The following is a 19,626-nucleotide window of genomic DNA, read 5'->3' as shown; positions in this document are numbered from 1 at the left end:
CATATGTTATATCTGTATATATTATATATATACAGATATAACAGTTTGAGGGGCTAAAATGTGAATATTATTATTTCAAATTCCTCAGAGGAACCAATTTATCTTCAAATAGTAAATCAATTAAAGGAAATCATCATAAATGGAAAATTAGAAGAATCAAAACCACTTCCATCAATACGAAATTTGGCAAAGGAACTTAAAATAAGTGTCATTACAACTAAAAGAGCTTATGACGAACTTGAAAGAGAAGGATTTATAGTTACTGTTGCTGGTAAAGGTTCATATGTAGCTTCAATAAACAAAGAAGTGTACCGTGAAACTAAAGTCAAAATGGTAGAAGAAAGATTGATGGAGGCTATTACAAACGCAAAGCAAGTAGGCCTTACATTAGAAGAACTACAAGAAATGCTTAATCTTTTATATAAGGATGATGAGAGTGAATAAAGTATTAGAAATTACGGACCTATGTAAAAGCTATAAGGACTTTTCATTAAAAAATGTAAATATTTCTCTTGATCGAGGCTATATTATGGGTTTCATTGGACCAAATGGATCCGGTAAAAGTACTACCATCAAACTAATTATGAATCTAATAAAAAAGGACAGTGGTCAAATAAAAGTTTTGGGTTTAGATAATATAAAAGATGAAATAACTATTAAAGAAAAAATAGGATTTGTTTATGATGAAAACCATTTTTATGAGAATTTAACAGTTCAAGAAATGAAAGGTATTATAAGCCCGTTTTACAATAAATGGGACGAAAATGTGTTCGAAAAGTATGTGAAAGATTTCGAATTACCTTTAAAAAAACAAATCAAACATTTATCAAAAGGTATGAAAATGAAATTCTCTTTAGCTATTGCACTTTCTCATAATGCTGAATTATTAATAATGGATGAGCCAACTTCTGGCTTGGATCCTCTTATAAGAAGTGAATTATTAGATGTTTTACAATCTTTAATTCAAGATGAGAACAAATCTGTTTTCTTTTCAACTCATATTACATCTGACTTAGATAAAATTGCTGATTACATAACGCTAGTTAATAAGGGTGAGGTCATTTTAAGTAAAAGTAAAGAAGAACTCATAGAGGAATATTGTATTGTAAAAGGAAGTAGGGATATCCTTTCTCCAGAAATAGAGAATATTTTCATTGGAATTAAGGAAAATCAATATGGTTTTGAAGCATTATCACACAATAAGAATGAGGTCATTCGACGCCTTGGAGATTCAGTTATTATTGAAAAACCAACATTAGAAGATATTATGATCTTTTCCACGAGGAGTGAACAACATGTTTCATCTTATTAAAAAGGATATTTTAATGCAAAAAAAAACAATAGGACTGTCTTTGCTTTTTATTCTCTTTTTTGCTTTTACCTTATCAGAAATTGGACCTTCTGGGTTAGTAGTTAATATTTTGGCGGTGACTTACATGTTAGTTCTAGGCGCAAGTGCAGTGGAGGATAAAAATAATAGTGATATTATGCTCGTTAGCCTTCCAATCAAAAAAAGTACCATTGTTTTTTCAAAGTATATGTCTGTATATTTTTTTGCTTTTTATGCAGTTTTTATAAATTTTTTAATTTATTTAATCGTTAATCAATTCAACCTATCTATAAAAGTCCTTCCTTTTACATCTGATGCGCTTTTCTTCTCAATTATTGCAGTAACTTTATTCTGCTCAATAACTTTACCTCTAATATTCAAGTATGGATTTCTTAAATCGAGAGTAATCAGTATAATTTTGTTTTTCGTATTCATCTCTGGAGGATTGTCCTTAGTTGATAACCTTAGCAAAAACGAGAATTCAATCTTTAGCCAAAAAATCGTAAACTTATTGAATACATCATCAGATATTCAAATTGCAGTGCTAATTTCGATTCCAGTAGTGATAGTTCTATTTATTTCATATATTCTTTCGTTAAACTTTTACAAAAATAGAGAGTTCTAAAAAAGAATACATGAAAGGAATCTGTTTAGCTAAGTATAGATTAGTAGTTTCGTTACACATAAGTACAATTCTTAGGATAAAGGTTATTTAGGATCGGTTGAGCATCACTTATTCAAGTAATATGATAATCACTCCAAAATTGAATAAACTATAACAACGATTGTTGATGATTTCAAACAGACTGAAAACAAATACTTACATCAAATAAATTTAACAGACGTGTTGATTATCCAATTTAATCCATAAAAAGGGGAGATTTGTTGACTTCCGCTAGGGCTTGCTCGCTTTCCTGTGGGCGAATGCTGGGGGCAACAGGATGTTCGTCACGGAATCGTTGCGACAGGAGTGGCGTTCTTAGATTCCGTTCCTTTCAATCGCTACGCTGCGGGGTCTCATCTATTCGCTTTTCCTGTGGGAGCTTCATTATCTATCTTTTTTTACCTTAATATACTTAAATAATCACTTTTGTTAAAAATATTTCCTTCGAGGGCTTGAAAAAAGAAAAGTCCTTTAGTATGATGCATGAGTGTCAACGTTCATGGACTCATCATCACACAAGAGATACTATCAAATGAATTTTAATACGAATAAAAAATCAATCATCTCACTGAAAATACTATAGAAGGAGATGCGATTTATGTCCTATTTCCATCCGATTGTATGGATCATTTTAAATGGCACGATATTTACCCGTATTGCAAGCTTTATGACAATTCCCTTTTTAGCCATTTATTTGCAAAATGAGTTTCATGCATCTCCATTAATGATTGGTATGACCTTGGGGATTGCTCAATTATGTGCAACGTTCGGTGGTTTTACAGGGGGCTATTTGACCGATAAATTTGGACGGAAATTTATCATTCTCACAACGATATTTATCTGGAGTGCGGTATTTGTTGGATTTGCCATTGTACATGTCGTTCTACTATTTATGTTTCTTAATGCGATTAATGGCTTGTGCCGTTCATTTTTTGAACCAGCAACACAGGCATTAATGCTTGATTTTACAGAAGAAAAGAAACGTCGCCGCTTATTTTCAGTTCGCTATACAGCGATTAACATTGCTGCTGTTATAGGACCGTTATGTGGCGTTTGGATTTCAGGCTTATCAAGTGCAAAGGTTCCATTTTTAATCACTGGATCGATGTATGCCATCTATGGGCTATTTTTAATTTTGGTTTTCAATAAGTATGAAGTAAAACCTCAAAAGACTATAAAGAAACAAACGTTTATGAAAATGTTCAAAGTTATATTGGCGGATCAAAAACTATTATACTTACTTGCTGGCGGGATGTTAGTCAGTCTTGGTTACTCTCAGTTTGACTCAACTTTACCTCAATACATAAATGTAAATATTGAAAATGGGGTGAAACTCTATTCAGTATTAATCACTCTTAATGCGGTAGTGGTATTAGCGTTACAGTTACCAATCGGCATTTATTCAGAAAGAATTTCCATCATGAAGAGCATGATTATAGGTATTTTGTTCTTTGCAGCGGGCTTTTGCATCTTTAACTTTGCAAATGCTCCTTGGTTATTTGTTGTGGGAATAATCATTTTTACGATTGGTGAGATTTTTGCTTTCCCGATGATGAACGCGCTCATCGAGGAAATTGCCCCTGCAACTCAAAAAGCCACTTATTTAGGAGCTTCCCAGTTTAAAAATCTAGGTGGATTTATAGGACCAGTATTTGGCGGTTGGCTGCTCGCTCACTTTGAGTCCCAGCTTTATGTTGTGATGGCTGGTATTTTCCTACTTAGTCTTGTTTTTTATCGATTAGCATTTTTGAAAAAAAGTATTGTATAAGTTATAGTGATGAAAAGGTTTGCTATTTGGTTGTAAATGGAGATACAGTAATTGATTTTATCCCGCTTTAACGGGCAGTAAGACCCCTATCTCAAGATTTAGAGGAACGAGAAAGATAGATGGGGGGATCAACTGCCGCATGCGTCCGATTGGTTCGGGTGAAGCAGGATGTTGGTCCCTCAGGTGTTGTCACAGAACGTGGCGTTTTTCACTTCTGTTCCTCTAATTCAGTGAGGGATCAAGAAAACCCCCACTGATGGAGTTTCGCTTTATTTTCAATGAGAATCACACCAGACTTTTTTCAATCGTTGGATTCCTTCGTCAATCTGGTCAAATGATAATCCTCCATATCCTATGATAATCATTTGGTGATGCAAAGCATGAAAGTAAGAAGTAGAACATGGATAAACTTTCACACCGACCCTGTTTGCCTTTTGAATGGCTTGTTGTTCAGTTAGGTCGTTAGGCAATTTTAAAATAATGTGCAAACCAGATTTTTCACCAATAACTTGGAAAGTCTTTGGAAGATAGTTTTTAATGGCTGCAACTAATGTGCGCTGTTTTTTACGATAGAGGGTACGCATTTTTGCGAGATGTTTGTCAAACAATCCTTGCTCCATAAAATCTGCCAAAACCAATTGATCAATTTTAGATACCACCGATTTTTGATCTTTATAAAAGATTGAGAATGCTTCAACTAGTGAAAGTGGTAAAATCATATAACTGATACGTATAGATGGTGTAAGTGTTTTAGAAAATGTGCCAGAATAAATGACATGTTGTAATTGATCTATCTTTGCCAGAGAGGGAATAGGCTGTCCTTTAAAGCGATATTCTGAATCATAATCATCTTCAATGATATAAGCGTTATTTAGTTGAGCCCATTGCAATAATGCGGCTCGGCGTTCCGCAGACATTATCATCCCTAATGGAAATTGATGTGCTGGTGTCGCGTATAAAAGGTCTATCTTTTCAGTTGGCACAGTTACGCCAGATTCGTCCACAACAATATGAGCGGTATGTTGGCAATACTGATGGAAAATCGTGCGAGCTCGTTTAAAGCCAGGCTCTTCAATCCCTGCTTTACTGGAAGAACCGAAAAAGTGGCACAATGCTTGAAGTTGATGTTGTGTACCTCCATAGATGAAAACTTGTGAAGTATCGCATTGCACTCCTCTAGAGCGTTGCACATATTTTGCGATTTCCTGTCGAAGTGTGAATTCTCCTTGCCATGAAGAATTCACCATATTTTCCGGCTGAAAATGCTTTTTAAATAATTTTTTCCAAGTTGTAAAAGGAAAAAAGTCTACATCGATATGCCCGTTATGAAAATCAATATCTATTTTGGGAGGTTTCATTTTGGGAACTGGCTGAATAGCAGTTATATCGGTCAATTGTTGCCATTCAAATTCAAATGGTGACACAAAATAACCTGATCGTTCGATGCTGTATATAAATCCTTCTGCCTCAAGCTGCTCATAGGATTCTTTTACGGTATGTACACTAACATTGAGATCTTCGGCTAAACGACGTTTAGAAGGCAATTTGCTATGGGCAGACAATTTTTTGGTTATAATTGCATTTTTAATATGTTCATAAATTTGAACATATTTTGGAGATTGATGGTTTAGAATAATGGCTATTTCCATATATGTTCACCTCTGGTATGGATAAAATAAATAAATCGTTCTAAAATAATCATACCAAATACCATAGAAAATCATCTATGAAAGAAAGTAATCTTCTATAATTTAAGTGGTGAAAAAGATTCGTTATTTTCTTCAACTATATGAATTGACTTTCAACGATAAATCATGCTATTATTATCTCGAATTAAAGATATTTGGATTAAAGATAATAAAAGTGGTGAAGCGAATGGAACCAACAAAAGAAATAAGAGCTGTAACAGCTATATTTCATGCTGTACAAGCTATTCAAGATATCATTCGTAAAGAGGCAGCTTCATATGGATTGAATGCAACTGAATTTGCGGTACTTGAGCTTCTTTTTTATAAAGGAGATCAACCAATTCAAACAGTTGGTAAAAAGATATTAATCGCAAATAGTAGTATCACATATGTAGTGGATAAATTAGAGAAAAAGCAGCTCATTTCTCGTAAAGATTGTCCGAATGATCGTCGTGTAATTTATGCGAGTCTGACAGAAGAAGGGATACAGTTGATGAAACAAATGCTGCCCCAACATCTAGAAAAAATCCACACTATATTTGAATGTCTTGAAGAAAAAGAAATCGATCAAATCACTCAATCTATGGGGAAAATTGGCGATCAGGCTGAAAAAATATAATTTTTTTTACACAAATATCTTGAATTCAAGATGAATATATTCAAACTATTGGTTTCACTAATACTCATTGTAAGATGTATTAGAAATAAAAAAGGATGTGAATTTTCGTAATGGGTTTTATCAATAATTTATTTGGTAAGAATAAATCTGAAAAGACATTAGGAGGAGATCAAATGTTAAAAATCGGTATCGTTTTAGGTTCAACACGTGAAGGAAGAGTAAGTCCACAAGTTGGTGCATGGGTGAAAGAATTAGCTGATAAGCGTGGGGATGCAGATTATGAAATTATTGATATTGCAGATTTTAAATTGCCATTATTAGGTGAACCAGGAGTCGATGCGTCAGGTGCAGCCGCTTGGTCACAAAAAATCGCTGCCTGTGATGGATTTGTCTTTATTGCACAAGAATATAATCATTCCATTACAGCTGCTTTGAAAAATGCTTTAGATTACTTGCGCGAAGAATGGAACAATAAGGCAGCTGGTATCGTTTCTTATGGATCTGTAGGTGGAGCACGTGCAGCAGAACATTTGCGAGGAATTTTAGGCGAATTGCTAGTGGCAGATGTTCGTGTGCATCCAGCATTATCTTTATTCACAGATTTTGAAAACGGTACAGTCTTCAAACCAAAAGACGTTCAAGAAAATTCAGTCAACCAGATGCTAGATCAAGTCATTGCATGGTCTACAGCATTGAAAACAATTCGATAATATTTAGATGCAGTTGAATTACTAACTGCATAGTTGAAATCAATGAATATTCTATATGTTATTAGATAAAATCAGATAACCAATATGCCTTTTAATATAAATTGGTAGAATGCCTTTTTAAATAAGTGTATAGAACAAACTTAAAACGAGTACGGTTGTAGTTTAAAATGGAACCATACTCGTTTTTTGGCTGTAATCATAAAGTGGTTACGGCTTTGTAGTTACTTATTGCTGTCTTTTGGTATGGTCAATTTTATTTCATTTGGTTATGTTATACATATCAAAAATGGGATAGATTGAAAGAAAGGAGTGAGTGAAAATGAAGTTTAAAGAGTTACATAATGATCAAGTTTTTTTAAGACCAATGGAAAAAAGCGATATGGAGGGAATCTTCAAAGTTGCCATACATTCAGAAATTTGGCCCTATTTATCTGTTACACTAGAAACATTTGAAGATGTACAAAAGTACGTGGAAACAGCGTTAACGAATAAGAAATTGGGAATTGAATTTCCATTTGTTATGATAGATCCTAAAACGCAAGAAATTATTGGTTCAACAAGATTTATGGCTATTGAGCCAAAACATAATCGGTTAGAAATCGGCTTCACATGGCTGACACCAGCTTATTGGCGAACTGCTATGAATACTAATTGCAAATACTTATTACTACAATATTGCTTTGAAGAATTACATTTGAATCGTGTTGAAATCAAAACAGATCATGAAAATATACGAGCCCAAAAAGCAATTGAACGGATCGGTGCACAAAGAGAAGGAATTTTACGTAGCCACATGATCCGAAAGGACGGAACAACACGTGATACGGTTATGTATAGTATCATCTACAAGGATTGGAACAATACAAAGAAACGATTAGAAAAAATGAGGCAGGACGATGCGCTGAAGCTGAAAAGGTAAATGAATGTTCTTCACCATAGGAATTTAGTCGTACATGATAGAATTTACAAAGAACAGGGTATAAGAAAGACTATTAGGTGTGCTGATTAGGAAAAAATAGGTGACAAATTTGGTGTAATTCTAAAAAACAGGTATTTTAGCTCCATTTATCCCGCTTTAACGGGGCAGTAAGACCCCCCTCAAGGTTTAGAGAAAAACGAGAAAGATAGGTGGGTGGGGGATCAACTTCCGCATGCGTCTGATTGGTTCGGGCGGGCAGGATGTTGGTCCCTCAGGTGTTGCCACAGGACGTGGCGCTTTTCACTTCCGTTCCTCTATTTCAGTGTGGGATGAGGAAAACCACACTGAAATGGACAGTAAGATTTCTTCTTTAAATTTTAGAGAAGGGTAAAAAATTACCATAGCGAAAATCAATAAATTCTCCCTATTTATATGGACTAAACTGGATAATAAACGATTCTGAAGTAGAATTTATCCTTGTATTTTTGAAAAAGTTCATTCAAATGTAAAATTTTCTTAAAAAGGCTTCTAAGAATACTTATTAGTCATATTATTCTAGCTTGAGATATGGTAAAAATAGATAAGACATAAAATTTTTGAAAGGCGTATTGTAATTTTGATGCAAATATTATTACTAAATTTTTTGTTTTTACTGATTCCTTTTTTAGGCTATTTTATATTCTTTGATGCAAGTAGTTATCGTCATTTTAATCTGATATTTTCGATTTTTGCTACAATTTCAGTGATTTGTTGTATGCTATTTCCTATTCAGTTGCAAAGTGGATTTATATTTGATTTACGTTATATTCCTTTTATCATTATTGCACTCTATTGGGGATTTAAAAGTGCACTTATCCCTTATTTAGCTATTAATATTTATCAATTATTGATAGGTGGAGAGGGGATAATCGAATCATTTCTGTTTTCAACTGTTATTTTAATCGTTATGTCTTTATGTAATCATAAATTTCTTTCTCTAGATATTAAGTATCGAATTCTATTTTCTGGTACGGCATCTTTTTTATCCATGGTGTTTTATCTATTTACACTTAGTTTTTGGGCTCCATTCAATCATGGGTTTTGGATTCTATCCATCTATGTAATAGGAACGTATTTATTGGTGATGCTTATTTTAGTAAGCATGATTGAACGACTTATTGCCAACATAAGAGAGCAAAAATTGATCATGCAATCTGATCGTTTTCAAATCATTAGTGAATTATCCGCTAGCGTGGCACATGAAATACGGAATCCACTCACTGCCACTCACGGATTTCTACAATTATTGAGCCAATCAAAATCGATTTCATTACAGGAAAAGAATTACGTCGATTACTCCCTACAGGAATTAAAGCGTGCAGAGAAAATTGTTGGCGATTTTCTTACTTTCTCTAGACCACAATATGAAAATATGAAGGATTCCAATTTGAAAGAAGAAACAGAGTATGCTAAGAACATTTTGATGCCATACGCACATATGTATAATGTCGATATACAAATTCATTTCCATAATTCTTTGCATAAATATTTTGATAGAAGTCAGATGCAACAATGTTTTATCAATATTTATAAAAATGGTATAGAGGCGATGAAAGAAAGGGGAGGCACACTCGAAATTGAAGTTTCTGAGCAAAAGCGAAATATCTTGATTAAAATAAAAGATTCAGGAATTGGGATGACGGATGAACAGATTTCCGCATTAGGGAAACCTTATTATTCCACCAAAAAGCAAGGTACAGGTCTTGGGATGGTCATGGTTTACAATGCCATTCATAAAGCTGGCGGCACAATTGAAGTAGAAAGTAAAATAGGGAAGGGGACAATATTTATGATTACTTTTCCAGTTTAATGAGCCCGGTTTTGTTCATATAAAAAACTATTTTGTGGTGAGGTAGAACATTTAGATAGGGGGGAGTATTCCATTTGAAAATATATAGACAATCTTTGTTTGCAGGGCTATTTCTATTTTGCCTATTAAGTGTTTCTATCCTATCAGCTAAAGCCGTGACTATTACAGAAAGTAAAGTTTATAGTGTAGAGGAAGTAGATCATGTTGTACGGCCATTTGGATCGAAATTGTTAGCAGTAAAACTGGAAGAAAAGTGGGGATATATGAACGCCAAAGGGAAAATCGTTATTCCTGCAATTTTTGAAGATGCTCATAATTTTCATGAAGGATTGGCATCTGTCAAGAATAATGGAAAATGGGGATATATCGATACAAATGGGGAGTTCATAGTGAAGGCTGAATATGAAGAAGCAGCACCAGCATTTCATGAGGGTTATACACAGGTTGCCAAAAAAGGAAAATGGGGCATTATCAATAAAAAAGGGAAAATCATCATCCCTTTAAAATATGCTGAAACTTGTGCTGTTGGTGAGGGATTAACGCCGATTAAAATTGGTGGAAAATACGGGTTCATGAATATGAAAGGTAAAATGGTTATTCCAGCTAAGTATACAGATGCTTATAACTTTCAAAATGGACTAGCACCTGTAAAAAGTAAAGGAAAATGGGGCTACATCAATAAGTCTGGTAAATTGGTTATTCCTTATAAATACATTGATGTAGAAAGTTTTAGCAAGGGTTATGCTAGAGTAGTGTTACAGAAAGCAAACAATTATTTTTATGGTGTTATTAATCAAAAAGGAAAGATCGTTTTAGAGATAAAGTACGACCAAATATTACCTCTTAATAATGAAGTAGCGCCATTCTTCATACAACGATCATCCGGTAAAATGTCTATGGGATATATTTCATTAAAGACTGGAAAAACGCTATTTCAAGTAAAAAATTTGATCAATGAATTTTCTGAAGGATATGCATTCGGTACCTATAATGGAAATTTGTTAAATGTGGTATATGATGCAAAAGGTAAGAAAACATTTTTAAAAAATAAATATTATCAGGCTTCGACCTTTTATAATGGCTATGCTGTTGGCTCTGTCGACTATGGTGAAACGAAGTTCCGTATTATTCATAAAAAATAACAGGTGTTTATTATCCAATTATACCCATAAAATAGGAAGAATTCGTTGATTTCCGCTACGACTTGCCCGCTTTCCTGCCGGCGAACGCTGAGCAGTTTCAGGACAATAGGATGTTGGGTACGGAATCTTTGTCGCAGGATTTGGCGTTCCTAGATTCCGTTCTTTCAATCGCTTCGTACAGGGTCTCGGCTATTCGCTTTGTCCGTCGGAGTCGAGCAAGCCGCAGCGAAGATCCATATAAATAGTCTTAAAAATATAGAGTTTTTCAAAAACTATGTCAAACAGACACCTCTAATTTTTGTCAAATCAACATGTGTGAAAGATTATGTCAAATATATTTCCTGATTTCTTCCTAATCAACACCTCTGAAAAAATAGTAAAATGATATAAAAGGAATATAGCATTTTCTTCGACCATCATTTCTCCATCCACTCGAAAAAGTGTTTAAAACGGTAAGTACAGTAATTCAAACCTAAAAAGAGTAGCATATATTATATGAAGATCATATTGTTTCCACCAAATAGATTCCTAGTTTCGTAAATGTTTTATATTTCAAGAAGGAATCTTTTTTTATGCAATTTTATTAAATATATATCATTGTTCAGAAATTGTTCAGTATAATAGATCAAAATATATATTGAGTAAATAAATGTAAAAATAAAAGGTATTATGAAACATCGATATACGATAATATGTAAATGTTAATATATGAATGAGTCAAAAGTAATTATTATATTTAAAGGAAGAGATAAATGTCTGAAAAAAACAATAATATAGTCTTGAAAATGAAAGAATGCATAAAGTCAATGGGAAAAGTGGTGTTTCTTTTGTGTTTATTTTTGCTATTACACACTCACGTAAATGCCGAAGATTCAACTTCTCGTGTTTTCTATGTAGCTAAAAATGGAAACGATGCAAATACAGGTACTATTGATAAGCCATGGTTAACTGTTCAAAAAGCTGCAAATAATGCAGAGCCAGGGGACATCATTTATGTTCGAGATGGAATCTATTCTGAGTTTGTTACGATTAAAAACTCTGGTTCGAAAGGGAAAGGTTTTATTACTTTTAAAGCTTATCCTGGAGAGCAGCCAATATTTGATGCAGGAAAGCAAACGATCAAAAAGGGGAATACGGCATTTTTCACTATTGAAGCCAATTATATTATGATTGACGGTTTTGAAATGAGAAATTTAAGTGCTAGTGGTATGGAGTATTATCCCGATGGAATTTTAGTTTCAAATAACAGTAATCATATTCAACTCCTTAATAATGAGATCCATCATATAGAAAATCATTCGATAGATGGGAACGCTCATGGAATATTGATCTATGGAAACACATCAAAGCCTATTCAAGATATTTTGATCCAAAATAATCATATCCATCATTTAACGTTGGGAAATAGTGAAGCACTTACGCTGAGTGGCAATGTTGAGAGATTCAATATTTCTAAAAATAAAGTTCATGATAACAATAATATTGGGATTGATGTAGCTGGATTTTATAATGCTTGCACAGGAAATTGTATTGACCAAGTCAGAAATGGCACGATCAGTAACAATATTGTCTATAACAATAGTTCTGGGGAAAATCCTTCATATAACGGGCATTTAGCTGCAGGAGGGATATATGCGGATGGTGCAAGTGATATTAGGATCAGCCATAATCTAGTATTCAAAAATGACTTTGGAATTGAGTTAGCGAGTGAAAACTATGGAAAAAAAACAAGCAACATTATTCTTGAAAAAAATAAAATTTTTAATAATAACGGAGCAGGTTTAATCATAGGTGGGGCATCTACCTCAAATGGCGGTGCCTATAAAAATATCATTCGTGAAAATGAATTCTCGCTAAATGATCTACGTATTCAAGGGTATGGGGAAATAACCATCCAACACCAGGCAACAAAGAATCAATTTATCAATAACGAATTTTATATTAATAAAACAATAACGCTCATTCAATCCATGAATCAAAAAGAAACAAGCAATACGATTAACAACAACAAGGTATATTTCAGAATATCGATTTTTCGAGATTATCGATCAATGTCCTTTTAGAATATGGACAACTGTGATTGGATTTATTCATAGAAAAATGGGTGCTGGCATATACACAAGCTTTCGATAAGAATACCAAATTTATCAGGCGTGTTGATTATCCAATTTAATCCATAAAAATAGGGGGATTCGTTGATTTCCGCTACGGCTTGCTCGCTTTCCTGCGGGCGAATGCTGAGCCTCCTCGCTACGCTGCGGGGTCTCATCTATTCGCTTTTCCCGCGGGAGCGTACACTAACATTGTTATTTATTTAAACAAATGGAAATATCAAACTAGTTCTCACTCTATCTTGGCCAAGAAAAAATTTTTTTCACACGAAAAAACTCTAGCAAACGTTGATATAACAACATTTTAAGAGGGAGTCGAGCAAGCCTCCGCTCCAATCTATATAAATGGTCTTAAAAATACAGAGTTATACTAAACAGACACCCCTATTTTTTGTAAAATCAACACGCTTGTTTCACTATACATCTATCATGTATAGAGATTTTTATGGATGCAGTAAACTGTAATATAAAGGAGAATTAGTATGAAAGTATTAATAACAGGAGGATATGGGTTTATCGGTTCTCATGTAGCAGAACGGTTTTATAAAGAAGATGATGAAGTCTTTATCATTGACAATATGAAAACGGGAAATAAACATAATATCTCGTTTAAACACAAAAACTATCATCTATCTGTTGAAGATCCAAACTGCGAGGAAATATTTAAGGCAATCCAATTTGATGTTGTTGTTCATCTTGCAGCACAAGTTAGCGTTGCAAAATCATTTGAAAATCCAATAACAGATACAGAATCTAATATTGTTGGACTGGTGAATATGTTAACACTGTCACAAAAATATAAAGTGAAAAAGTTTATATTGGCATCGTCTGCAGCTGTCTATGGTAAGAATGATCAACTGCCTTTGCTAGAAGAAAATCAATGTGTACCTATTTCACCATACGGCATTAGTAAGCGGGTAGGAGAACTATATTGCCAAAAGTGGAGTGAGATGTATGGATTTGAAAGTGTATGCTTTCGATTTTCAAATGTATATGGACCTAGGCAAAACAGTAATGGAGAGGGGGGCGTTGTTTCTATATTTATCAATCATATGCTTGAAGGAAAGGCACTTCAAATTTATGGAGATGGCGAACAAACGAGAGATTTTATCTATGTCGGTGATATAGCAGATGCTATATATAGAGCATCCCATTCTTCCATTAGTGGAGTTTATAATTTATCCACGAACAAGAAAACAACTATAAATGAAGTCGTAAGTATATTAAAAAAGATGCATGATGAAGTCAATATACATTTTTCCCCTGCAAGAGAAGGGGATATTGATCATTCCGTGTTGAGCAATAGAAAAGTAATGGATGACCTAGATTGGAGCCCGATTTATGATATAGAACTGGGGTTGGAAAAGACTTATCAATGGGCAGTAGTAGATCAGGCACAAAAAGAAGTTGCTGTAAGTGTTGCTGACCAAACAGAAAAGGCAAAGGAATGGACTCATATTATTCAGCCATTCAAAGCATATCTCGAAAATTTATTTGTCTTCCTCATCATTGCTTGGCTCGTCCTCTCACATAGGTTATCGGTTTTGAACGCTACTGATATTAGTGCTTTTTACATCATGATTATGGGTGCCCTTTACGGGAGTAAACAATCGATTTTATCCGTCGGGCTATCGATTGGACTATTAGTTGTAGAAAAATTGAGTGAGGGGAGAGAGTTTGTATCTCTACTTTATGATACATCATTCTTTTTCCAAGTTTCTCTATTCTTATTTATTGGATTAGTGGTTGGTTATACCGTACAAAGAAAAACAAATCGACTACAAGAACAACAGCAAAAAATAGATGAGCTAAAGCAACGTTACCATTTTTTGGACGGTATTCATACAGAGGTTCGAGAAATAAAAGATGAGTTACAATTACGGCTATTAAATACGGAAGATAGTTTTGGAAAAATTCATTCGATTGTAAAGGAACTAGATGAATTAGAGCCTGAAAAGGTATTTTCGAATGCCGTACAAGTTGTACAGCAAATTATGGATGCTGAAGATGTGTCGATATATGTTTTTAATAAAAATCAGACATTTTTAAGATTAGTGGCTAACACGAATTTTTTGGAAACTTCCCATAAGAATTCGATGAAATTGGAGGATACCGTATATATCCAAAAATTGTTAAAAACAGGTGAAATCTTTGTCAACAAAGAATTATTACCGAACACACCAATCATGGCTGCGCCTGTTTATCATAACGATCAAATTTCTGCAATCATCATGATCGATCGGTTGAATTTTCAGAATATTTCACTTTATCATGAAAACCTCTTTAAAGTGACAACTGAACTTGCAGGATCAGCATTAGATAGGGCATTAAGCTATATTGATGCAATAGAAGCTGATCGTTTTATTGCGAACACAGATGTATTAAAACAAGATGTATTTCAAAAGATTTTAGAAAGTAAGAGAGAAGCGAGGGAAAAGTATGGTATGCCATATGTCGTGCTTGAAGGAGAAAAACCGAATACGGATACTGATTTAGTCGCATATTCTACTAAATTGTCAGCCCTTTTAAGAGAAACGGATTATATTGGACAATTGGATAATCATCAAGTCGGGGTACTTCTTTCTAATATTCATCAAAATGATGTTCAATTTGTGTTATCTCGATTTTATGAGAAAGGTATCCAAATGCGATTAAAAGAGGGAGAGATTTAACATGATATACATTTATATTTTGTATATGATCATCTCTGCCATCGTTCTTGGTTTTATGGCTAAAAAAAGTGTGAAGGAATGGTTTTTAAAAATAATCATTGTATCTTTTGTTCCTATTATTGGATGGTTCTTCCCTATTATATGGTCTAAAATGCTGATTCCAAACAAAGGAGAAACTTTAGATAGTTATCTAAAGAAACAAAACGATGATATAGAAATCGAGTTATTGGCAAAAGAGGAAACAATTGAACGAGAAAAAGAATTGAACATTATTCCAATTGAGGAAGCATTGGTTATAAGTGATTTTACAACAAGAAGAAAAGTCATGTTAGATGTATTAAAGAAAGATGCTATGCAGTATATAGATGTTATTAAAATGGCGGTGTTAAACGACGATTCAGAAACGGCTCATTTTGCTGTAGCAGCAGTGATGGAAGTGAAACGGAAATTATCACTTTCATTACAAACTTTTTCGGTTGAATTTGAAAAGGATCCTTATCATTCGATGATTGCCAGATCGTATGCACAAGTATTGAGAGAATATATGAAAAGCGGCTTCTTAGATGAAAAAACGTTGAAAAAGTATAAATATACATATATTCAAGTGTTAGAGCAACTGATTGATAATGGAGAGGGTGATCAGATCATATTCGAAGAAAAGATGAAAGTGGAGATGGAACTTCATGAGTATGCAAATGCTGAAAAAACAGGATTGCAATATTTACAATACTTTCCTGGGATTGAGGAGCCGTATATTTGCCTGTTGGATTATTATTACACAACGAAATCTAAAATCAGCATGCAACGTGTATTGGATGAACTCATGAATTCAACGATACAATTTTCCAATCGTGCCCTTACCATCGTTAGATATTGGTCGGGAGGACAAGAAAATGAAATTAAAAGGTAGCGAATTAAAAAAAGTATATATCATTCTATTGATTGTATTTATATGTGGCATCACCTTACAAGTTTCTCGTTCACAATTCGTCTTAAAGGCACAAGAAAATAGACAGTTAATAGAACAAAAAGATGAAATTTTAGCGATGCGTACAAGTAATCAAATAACACAAAAGACAGGGGAAAATTACTGTATTTTATACAATTCTGACAATGAGTATAGTACAAAATTAAAAAATAATGCGCAGAAATCACTGGAATATATGAAAAAAAGAACAACGGAGTTGAATGTGGGGGAACATGAAAATATCAATCTTGGAAAATGTCATGTAACAATCCTTACAACTGATTATTTGGAGGACATAGGGACACCGGAAGATATTGAGCATTATGTATTTAAAGGTGGCTATATCCTCCTGATGTCTACCCTTGATATTGGCAAAACCAGTTATCAAATTTTATATAGGAAGCTTGGCATTTCGAGCTTTGGTGATTATGTCCAGACAAAAGGAATTCACCTCGTATCCAATGTTTTAATCGGTGAGAAAGGTTTAAAATTTGATAACGACTTTATCACGAATGACTCGATCAGCGTTGATCTTGATGATACAGCAAAATTGCTTGCGGAGAGTGCGGGTGGAACACCGCTATTATGGAGAAATGAATATGGAGACGGGGCATTTATGGTCTTTAATGGTACGATTTTACAAGAAAAAATCAGCCGTGGATTTTTTACGGGGGCCTTAAGCTTATTAGAACCTAATTTTATCTATTCTGTATTCAATGAAAAATTATTTTATATTGATGATTTTCCCGCTCCCATTCCAAAAGGGAAGAATGCGTCTATTTATCAAGAATATAAACGGGATATGCCAACATTTTTCAACGAAATCTGGTGGCCTAATATGCTAAAAACGGCTAAAAAATATGATCTAAAATACACTGGGGGAATCATTGAATCATACACAGATCGTGTAACACCACCTTTTAACAACTTAGAAGATAAAGACAAATACAATTTGATTGCATTTGGTCGTGAATTGTTAAAAGGAGGAGGAGAAGTAGGATTCCATGGCTTTAACCACCAATCCTTGACACTTGTTCCAAAAGTGGCAGATTCTTTTGGGTATAATGCGTGGGAAAGTGAAGAGGATATGTCGGAATCGATCAAAGAACTTATGTCTTACGCAAATAATGCTTTTCCTAATTATAAAATGGCTTCTTATATACCCCCTTCTAATGTGCTTTCGCAGGAGGGAAGAAATGCATTAAAAGCTGCTTGGCCTGATCTAACCGTTATCAGTTCACTTTATCCTGAGGATATCACCGGCTTGTCATATGTCCAAGAATTTGAAATTGCAAAAGACGGAATTATAGAAATGCCGAGAGTTACTTCCGGCTATTTTGAAAGGAAGTATGATCGTTGGGCAGAGGCAAATACAATGACAGGATTAGGTTTTTTCTCTCACTTTGTGCATCCTGATGATGTTATTAGTTCTGATAGAAGTAATGATCTTGGTTGGAGAGAAATGTATGAAAAATATGATAAATATATGTCAAGAGTCAAAAAGACTTATCCATGGTTGCGTTCAATGACTTCGACAGATGCAGCTTTAGATGTGGCCAGTACATTGCAATCTCAAGTGAAATGGTCAACGAAAGAAAATAGCATAGCAGGACATATTACCAATTATGTGCCCAATCTTTACTATATCTTTCGTTCTGACAAAAAAATTAAAAGACTATACAATTGCGAGCTGACAAAGATTGATACCAATACTTATTTAGTAGAAGCAAAAAAAGCAGATTTCAAAATAGACTTGGGGGAATCCTAAAATGCGTATATGTTTGATTGCTGAGGGATCTTATCCTTATGTTACAGGGGGTGTTTCCAGTTGGATTCATGGATTAATGACAACGATGAAAGAACATGAATTTATCATTTATGCAATTGGAGCAGAAACAAAACAAAAAGGAAAGTACAAGTATCAACTGCCACCTAATCTAGTAGAACTAAAAGAGATCTTTTTGGATGAATATTTATTGGAAGATAAGAAATGGGGGAAAAGATATAACCTGACATCACAACAAAAGGAAAGTCTTATCACATTATTAAATAACCAGCAGAATGTAAACTGGAATGACTTGTTTGATTTCTTAAGAAGTAAGCAATTTTCAAATGTTGGAGAGTTTTTATCAAGTAAGGATTATTTCGATATTGTCGAGTGGATTGGAAGAGAAGAATTTACACAAGTGCCATTTACAGAATTATTTTGGACAGTAAGTTCCATGCTACTGCCATTACTGTCGATCATCCGACATGATGTCCCTAAAGCGGATGTCTATCATGCTGTTTCTACGGGTTATGCAGGAATTATTGGCGCATTGGCAAAGCATTTGTATGGCAAACCATTGTTGTTGACGGAACATGGTATCTATTCTCGTGAAAGGGAAGAAGAAATTATTAAGGCAGACTGGGTAAAAGGATATTTTAAGGATATTTGGATCAATTACTTTTATACATTATCAAGTGCTATATACGCTGCTGCTGATCAAGTTATTACACTTTTCAATCGTAATAAAGAAATAGAAATTGAACTAGGTTGCCCTGAAGAAAAAATACGCATTATTCCCAATGGAGTAGATGTAAGTGACTATCAAAATATTGTTTCCGTACCTGCAGAACAAGTCATTAGAATCGGAGCTATTGTTCGTGTGGTCCCTATAAAGGATATTAAAACAATGATTCAAAGTTTTGCTTTAGTAGAAAAAGAGATTCCAAATGTTGAGTTGTATATTATGGGACCAATTGAAGAGGACCCCACATATTATGATGAATGTCTTCAACTAGTAGCAGCTCTTGGTGTAGAGCATATCATTTTTACAGGCTTAGTAGACATCAAAGAATATCTTGGCAAATTGGATTTTCTATTATTAACGAGTATTAGTGAAGGACAACCTTTAGCCATTCTAGAGGGATTAGCCTGTGCGAAACCTTTTGTCTGTACAAATGTCGGTGGATGTAAGGAATTGTTAGTTGGAGGACCGGATGATTTGTATGGTCAGGCTGGGTTTATAACACCAGTTATGCATTATGAAGAAATAGCACGGTATATGATGAAACTTTGCCAGAATCCGCTATTAAGAATGCAATTAGGAAAAAATGGTTTTGAAAGAGTCAAAAATCATTATACAAGACAAGCATTTATTTCAAGCTATCGTCAATTGTATCAATCGTTAGGAGGGGAATGACT

General features: G+C 34.1%; 17 protein-coding genes. 16 read left to right on the top strand and 1 reads right to left on the bottom strand.

Annotated features, from left to right (window positions below):
- The first annotated feature begins 60 nt into the window (after nt 1-60).
- The 5 genes from FEZ13_RS06020 (at nt 61) to FEZ13_RS19405 (ending at nt 4,019) form a co-directional block, all read left to right on the top strand.
- On the top strand, nt 61-444 hold the full coding sequence (locus FEZ13_RS06020) for a GntR family transcriptional regulator (protein WP_146551854.1): 384 nt from the start codon (nt 61-63) through the stop codon (nt 442-444).
- On the top strand, nt 428-1,312 hold the full coding sequence (locus FEZ13_RS06015) for an ABC transporter ATP-binding protein (RefSeq protein ID WP_222434398.1): 885 nt from the start codon (nt 428-430) through the stop codon (nt 1,310-1,312). The genes FEZ13_RS06020 and FEZ13_RS06015 overlap by 17 nt, the downstream gene beginning before the upstream one ends.
- The gene (locus FEZ13_RS06010; protein ID WP_146551852.1) at nt 1,296-1,955 is read left to right on the top strand and encodes an ABC-2 transporter permease; all 660 of its coding nucleotides are present in this window, start codon (nt 1,296-1,298) and stop codon (nt 1,953-1,955) included. Before FEZ13_RS06015 ends, FEZ13_RS06010 begins: the two co-directional genes overlap by 17 nt.
- A 637-nt stretch (nt 1,956-2,592) precedes the next feature.
- Nucleotides 2,593-3,762, top strand: coding sequence for an MDR family MFS transporter (locus FEZ13_RS06005; RefSeq protein WP_186725793.1), 1,170 nt, complete (start codon nt 2,593-2,595; stop codon nt 3,760-3,762).
- Nucleotides 3,763-3,881: 119 nt separating this feature from the next.
- The gene (locus FEZ13_RS19405; protein WP_186725792.1) at nt 3,882-4,019 is read left to right on the top strand and encodes a hypothetical protein; all 138 of its coding nucleotides are present in this window, start codon (nt 3,882-3,884) and stop codon (nt 4,017-4,019) included.
- 18 nt (nt 4,020-4,037) lie between these two features.
- Here FEZ13_RS19405 and pdxR read toward each other — a convergent pair whose 3' ends face one another.
- Complete coding sequence (gene pdxR, locus FEZ13_RS06000; protein WP_146551850.1) at nt 4,038-5,411, bottom strand: MocR-like pyridoxine biosynthesis transcription factor PdxR; 1,374 nt, start codon at nt 5,409-5,411, stop codon at nt 4,038-4,040.
- A 226-nt stretch (nt 5,412-5,637) separates the two neighbouring features.
- On the opposite strand from pdxR, the gene FEZ13_RS05995 reads away from it, so the two are divergent.
- The 11 genes from FEZ13_RS05995 to pelF all read left to right on the top strand — a co-directional run bounded on the left by FEZ13_RS05995 (nt 5,638) and on the right by pelF (nt 19,624).
- A complete protein-coding gene (locus FEZ13_RS05995; protein WP_146551849.1) occupies nt 5,638-6,069 on the top strand; it encodes a MarR family winged helix-turn-helix transcriptional regulator in 432 nt (143 codons plus the stop codon).
- A gap of 110 nt (nt 6,070-6,179) precedes the next feature.
- On the top strand, nt 6,180-6,779 hold the full coding sequence (locus FEZ13_RS05990; RefSeq protein ID WP_146551848.1) for an NADPH-dependent FMN reductase: 600 nt from the start codon (nt 6,180-6,182) through the stop codon (nt 6,777-6,779).
- 319 nt (nt 6,780-7,098) lie between these two features.
- Nucleotides 7,099-7,698, top strand: coding sequence for a GNAT family N-acetyltransferase (locus FEZ13_RS05985; protein ID WP_146551847.1), 600 nt, complete (start codon nt 7,099-7,101; stop codon nt 7,696-7,698).
- A 232-nt stretch (nt 7,699-7,930) separates the two neighbouring features.
- Nucleotides 7,931-8,089: a hypothetical protein gene (locus tag FEZ13_RS19400; protein WP_186725791.1), complete on the top strand. Its 159-nt coding sequence runs from the start codon at nt 7,931-7,933 to the stop codon at nt 8,087-8,089.
- Nucleotides 8,090-8,317: 228 nt separating this feature from the next.
- Nucleotides 8,318-9,547, top strand: a complete 1,230-nt coding sequence (locus tag FEZ13_RS05980) for an ATP-binding protein (protein WP_255473135.1) — start codon at nt 8,318-8,320, stop codon at nt 9,545-9,547.
- Between the two features lie 74 nt (nt 9,548-9,621).
- Complete coding sequence (locus FEZ13_RS05975) at nt 9,622-10,689, top strand: WG repeat-containing protein (RefSeq protein ID WP_146551845.1); 1,068 nt, start codon at nt 9,622-9,624, stop codon at nt 10,687-10,689.
- A 752-nt stretch (nt 10,690-11,441) separates the two neighbouring features.
- On the top strand, nt 11,442-12,752 hold the full coding sequence (locus FEZ13_RS05970) for a right-handed parallel beta-helix repeat-containing protein (protein WP_146551844.1): 1,311 nt from the start codon (nt 11,442-11,444) through the stop codon (nt 12,750-12,752).
- Nucleotides 12,753-13,282: 530 nt separating this feature from the next.
- Nucleotides 13,283-15,472, top strand: coding sequence for an NAD-dependent epimerase/dehydratase family protein (locus FEZ13_RS05965; protein WP_146551843.1), 2,190 nt, complete (start codon nt 13,283-13,285; stop codon nt 15,470-15,472).
- Nucleotide 15,473: 1 nt separating this feature from the next.
- Nucleotides 15,474-16,382: a hypothetical protein gene (locus FEZ13_RS05960; protein ID WP_146551842.1), complete on the top strand. Its 909-nt coding sequence runs from the start codon at nt 15,474-15,476 to the stop codon at nt 16,380-16,382.
- Nucleotides 16,366-18,207, top strand: a complete 1,842-nt coding sequence (locus FEZ13_RS05955; RefSeq protein ID WP_146551841.1) for a DUF2194 domain-containing protein — start codon at nt 16,366-16,368, stop codon at nt 18,205-18,207. Before FEZ13_RS05960 ends, FEZ13_RS05955 begins: the two co-directional genes overlap by 17 nt.
- A 1-nt stretch (nt 18,208) precedes the next feature.
- Nucleotides 18,209-19,624 (top strand): GT4 family glycosyltransferase PelF, encoded by a 1,416-nt coding sequence (gene pelF, locus FEZ13_RS05950; protein WP_146551840.1) that lies wholly within the window; start codon nt 18,209-18,211, stop codon nt 19,622-19,624.
- The last annotated feature ends 2 nt before the right edge of the window (nt 19,625-19,626 follow it).

The sequence above is a fragment of the Rummeliibacillus sp. SL167 genome (genome assembly GCF_007896505.1).
Lineage (GTDB): Bacteria > Bacillota > Bacilli > Bacillales_A > Planococcaceae > Rummeliibacillus > Rummeliibacillus suwonensis.
Note: the sequence above shows the minus strand (reverse complement) of the source record. Positions and strands in the feature narration are given on the sequence as shown.

Bases quoted from the DNA above. Each gene is read 5' to 3' on its own strand.
- FEZ13_RS06015 (WP_222434398.1), top strand. From the start codon at position 428: ATGATGAGAGTGAATAAAGTATTAGAAATTACGGACCTATGTAAAAGC.
- FEZ13_RS06010 (WP_146551852.1), top strand. From the start codon at position 1,296: ATGTTTCATCTTATTAAAAAGGATATTTTAATGCAAAAAAAAACAATA.
- FEZ13_RS06005 (WP_186725793.1), top strand. From the start codon at position 2,593: ATGTCCTATTTCCATCCGATTGTATGGATCATTTTAAATGGCACGATA.
- FEZ13_RS19405 (WP_186725792.1), top strand. From the start codon at position 3,882: ATGGGGGGATCAACTGCCGCATGCGTCCGATTGGTTCGGGTGAAGCAG.
- pdxR (WP_146551850.1), bottom strand. From the start codon at position 5,411: ATGGAAATAGCCATTATTCTAAACCATCAATCTCCAAAATATGTTCAA.
- FEZ13_RS05995 (WP_146551849.1), top strand. From the start codon at position 5,638: ATGGAACCAACAAAAGAAATAAGAGCTGTAACAGCTATATTTCATGCT.
- FEZ13_RS05990 (WP_146551848.1), top strand. From the start codon at position 6,180: ATGGGTTTTATCAATAATTTATTTGGTAAGAATAAATCTGAAAAGACA.
- FEZ13_RS05985 (WP_146551847.1), top strand. From the start codon at position 7,099: ATGAAGTTTAAAGAGTTACATAATGATCAAGTTTTTTTAAGACCAATG.
- FEZ13_RS19400 (WP_186725791.1), top strand. From the start codon at position 7,931: ATGCGTCTGATTGGTTCGGGCGGGCAGGATGTTGGTCCCTCAGGTGTT.
- FEZ13_RS05980 (WP_255473135.1), top strand. From the start codon at position 8,318: ATGCAAATATTATTACTAAATTTTTTGTTTTTACTGATTCCTTTTTTA.
- FEZ13_RS05970 (WP_146551844.1), top strand. From the start codon at position 11,442: ATGTCTGAAAAAAACAATAATATAGTCTTGAAAATGAAAGAATGCATA.
- FEZ13_RS05965 (WP_146551843.1), top strand. From the start codon at position 13,283: ATGAAAGTATTAATAACAGGAGGATATGGGTTTATCGGTTCTCATGTA.
- FEZ13_RS05960 (WP_146551842.1), top strand. From the start codon at position 15,474: ATGATATACATTTATATTTTGTATATGATCATCTCTGCCATCGTTCTT.
- FEZ13_RS05955 (WP_146551841.1), top strand. From the start codon at position 16,366: ATGAAATTAAAAGGTAGCGAATTAAAAAAAGTATATATCATTCTATTG.
- pelF (WP_146551840.1), top strand. From the start codon at position 18,209: ATGCGTATATGTTTGATTGCTGAGGGATCTTATCCTTATGTTACAGGG.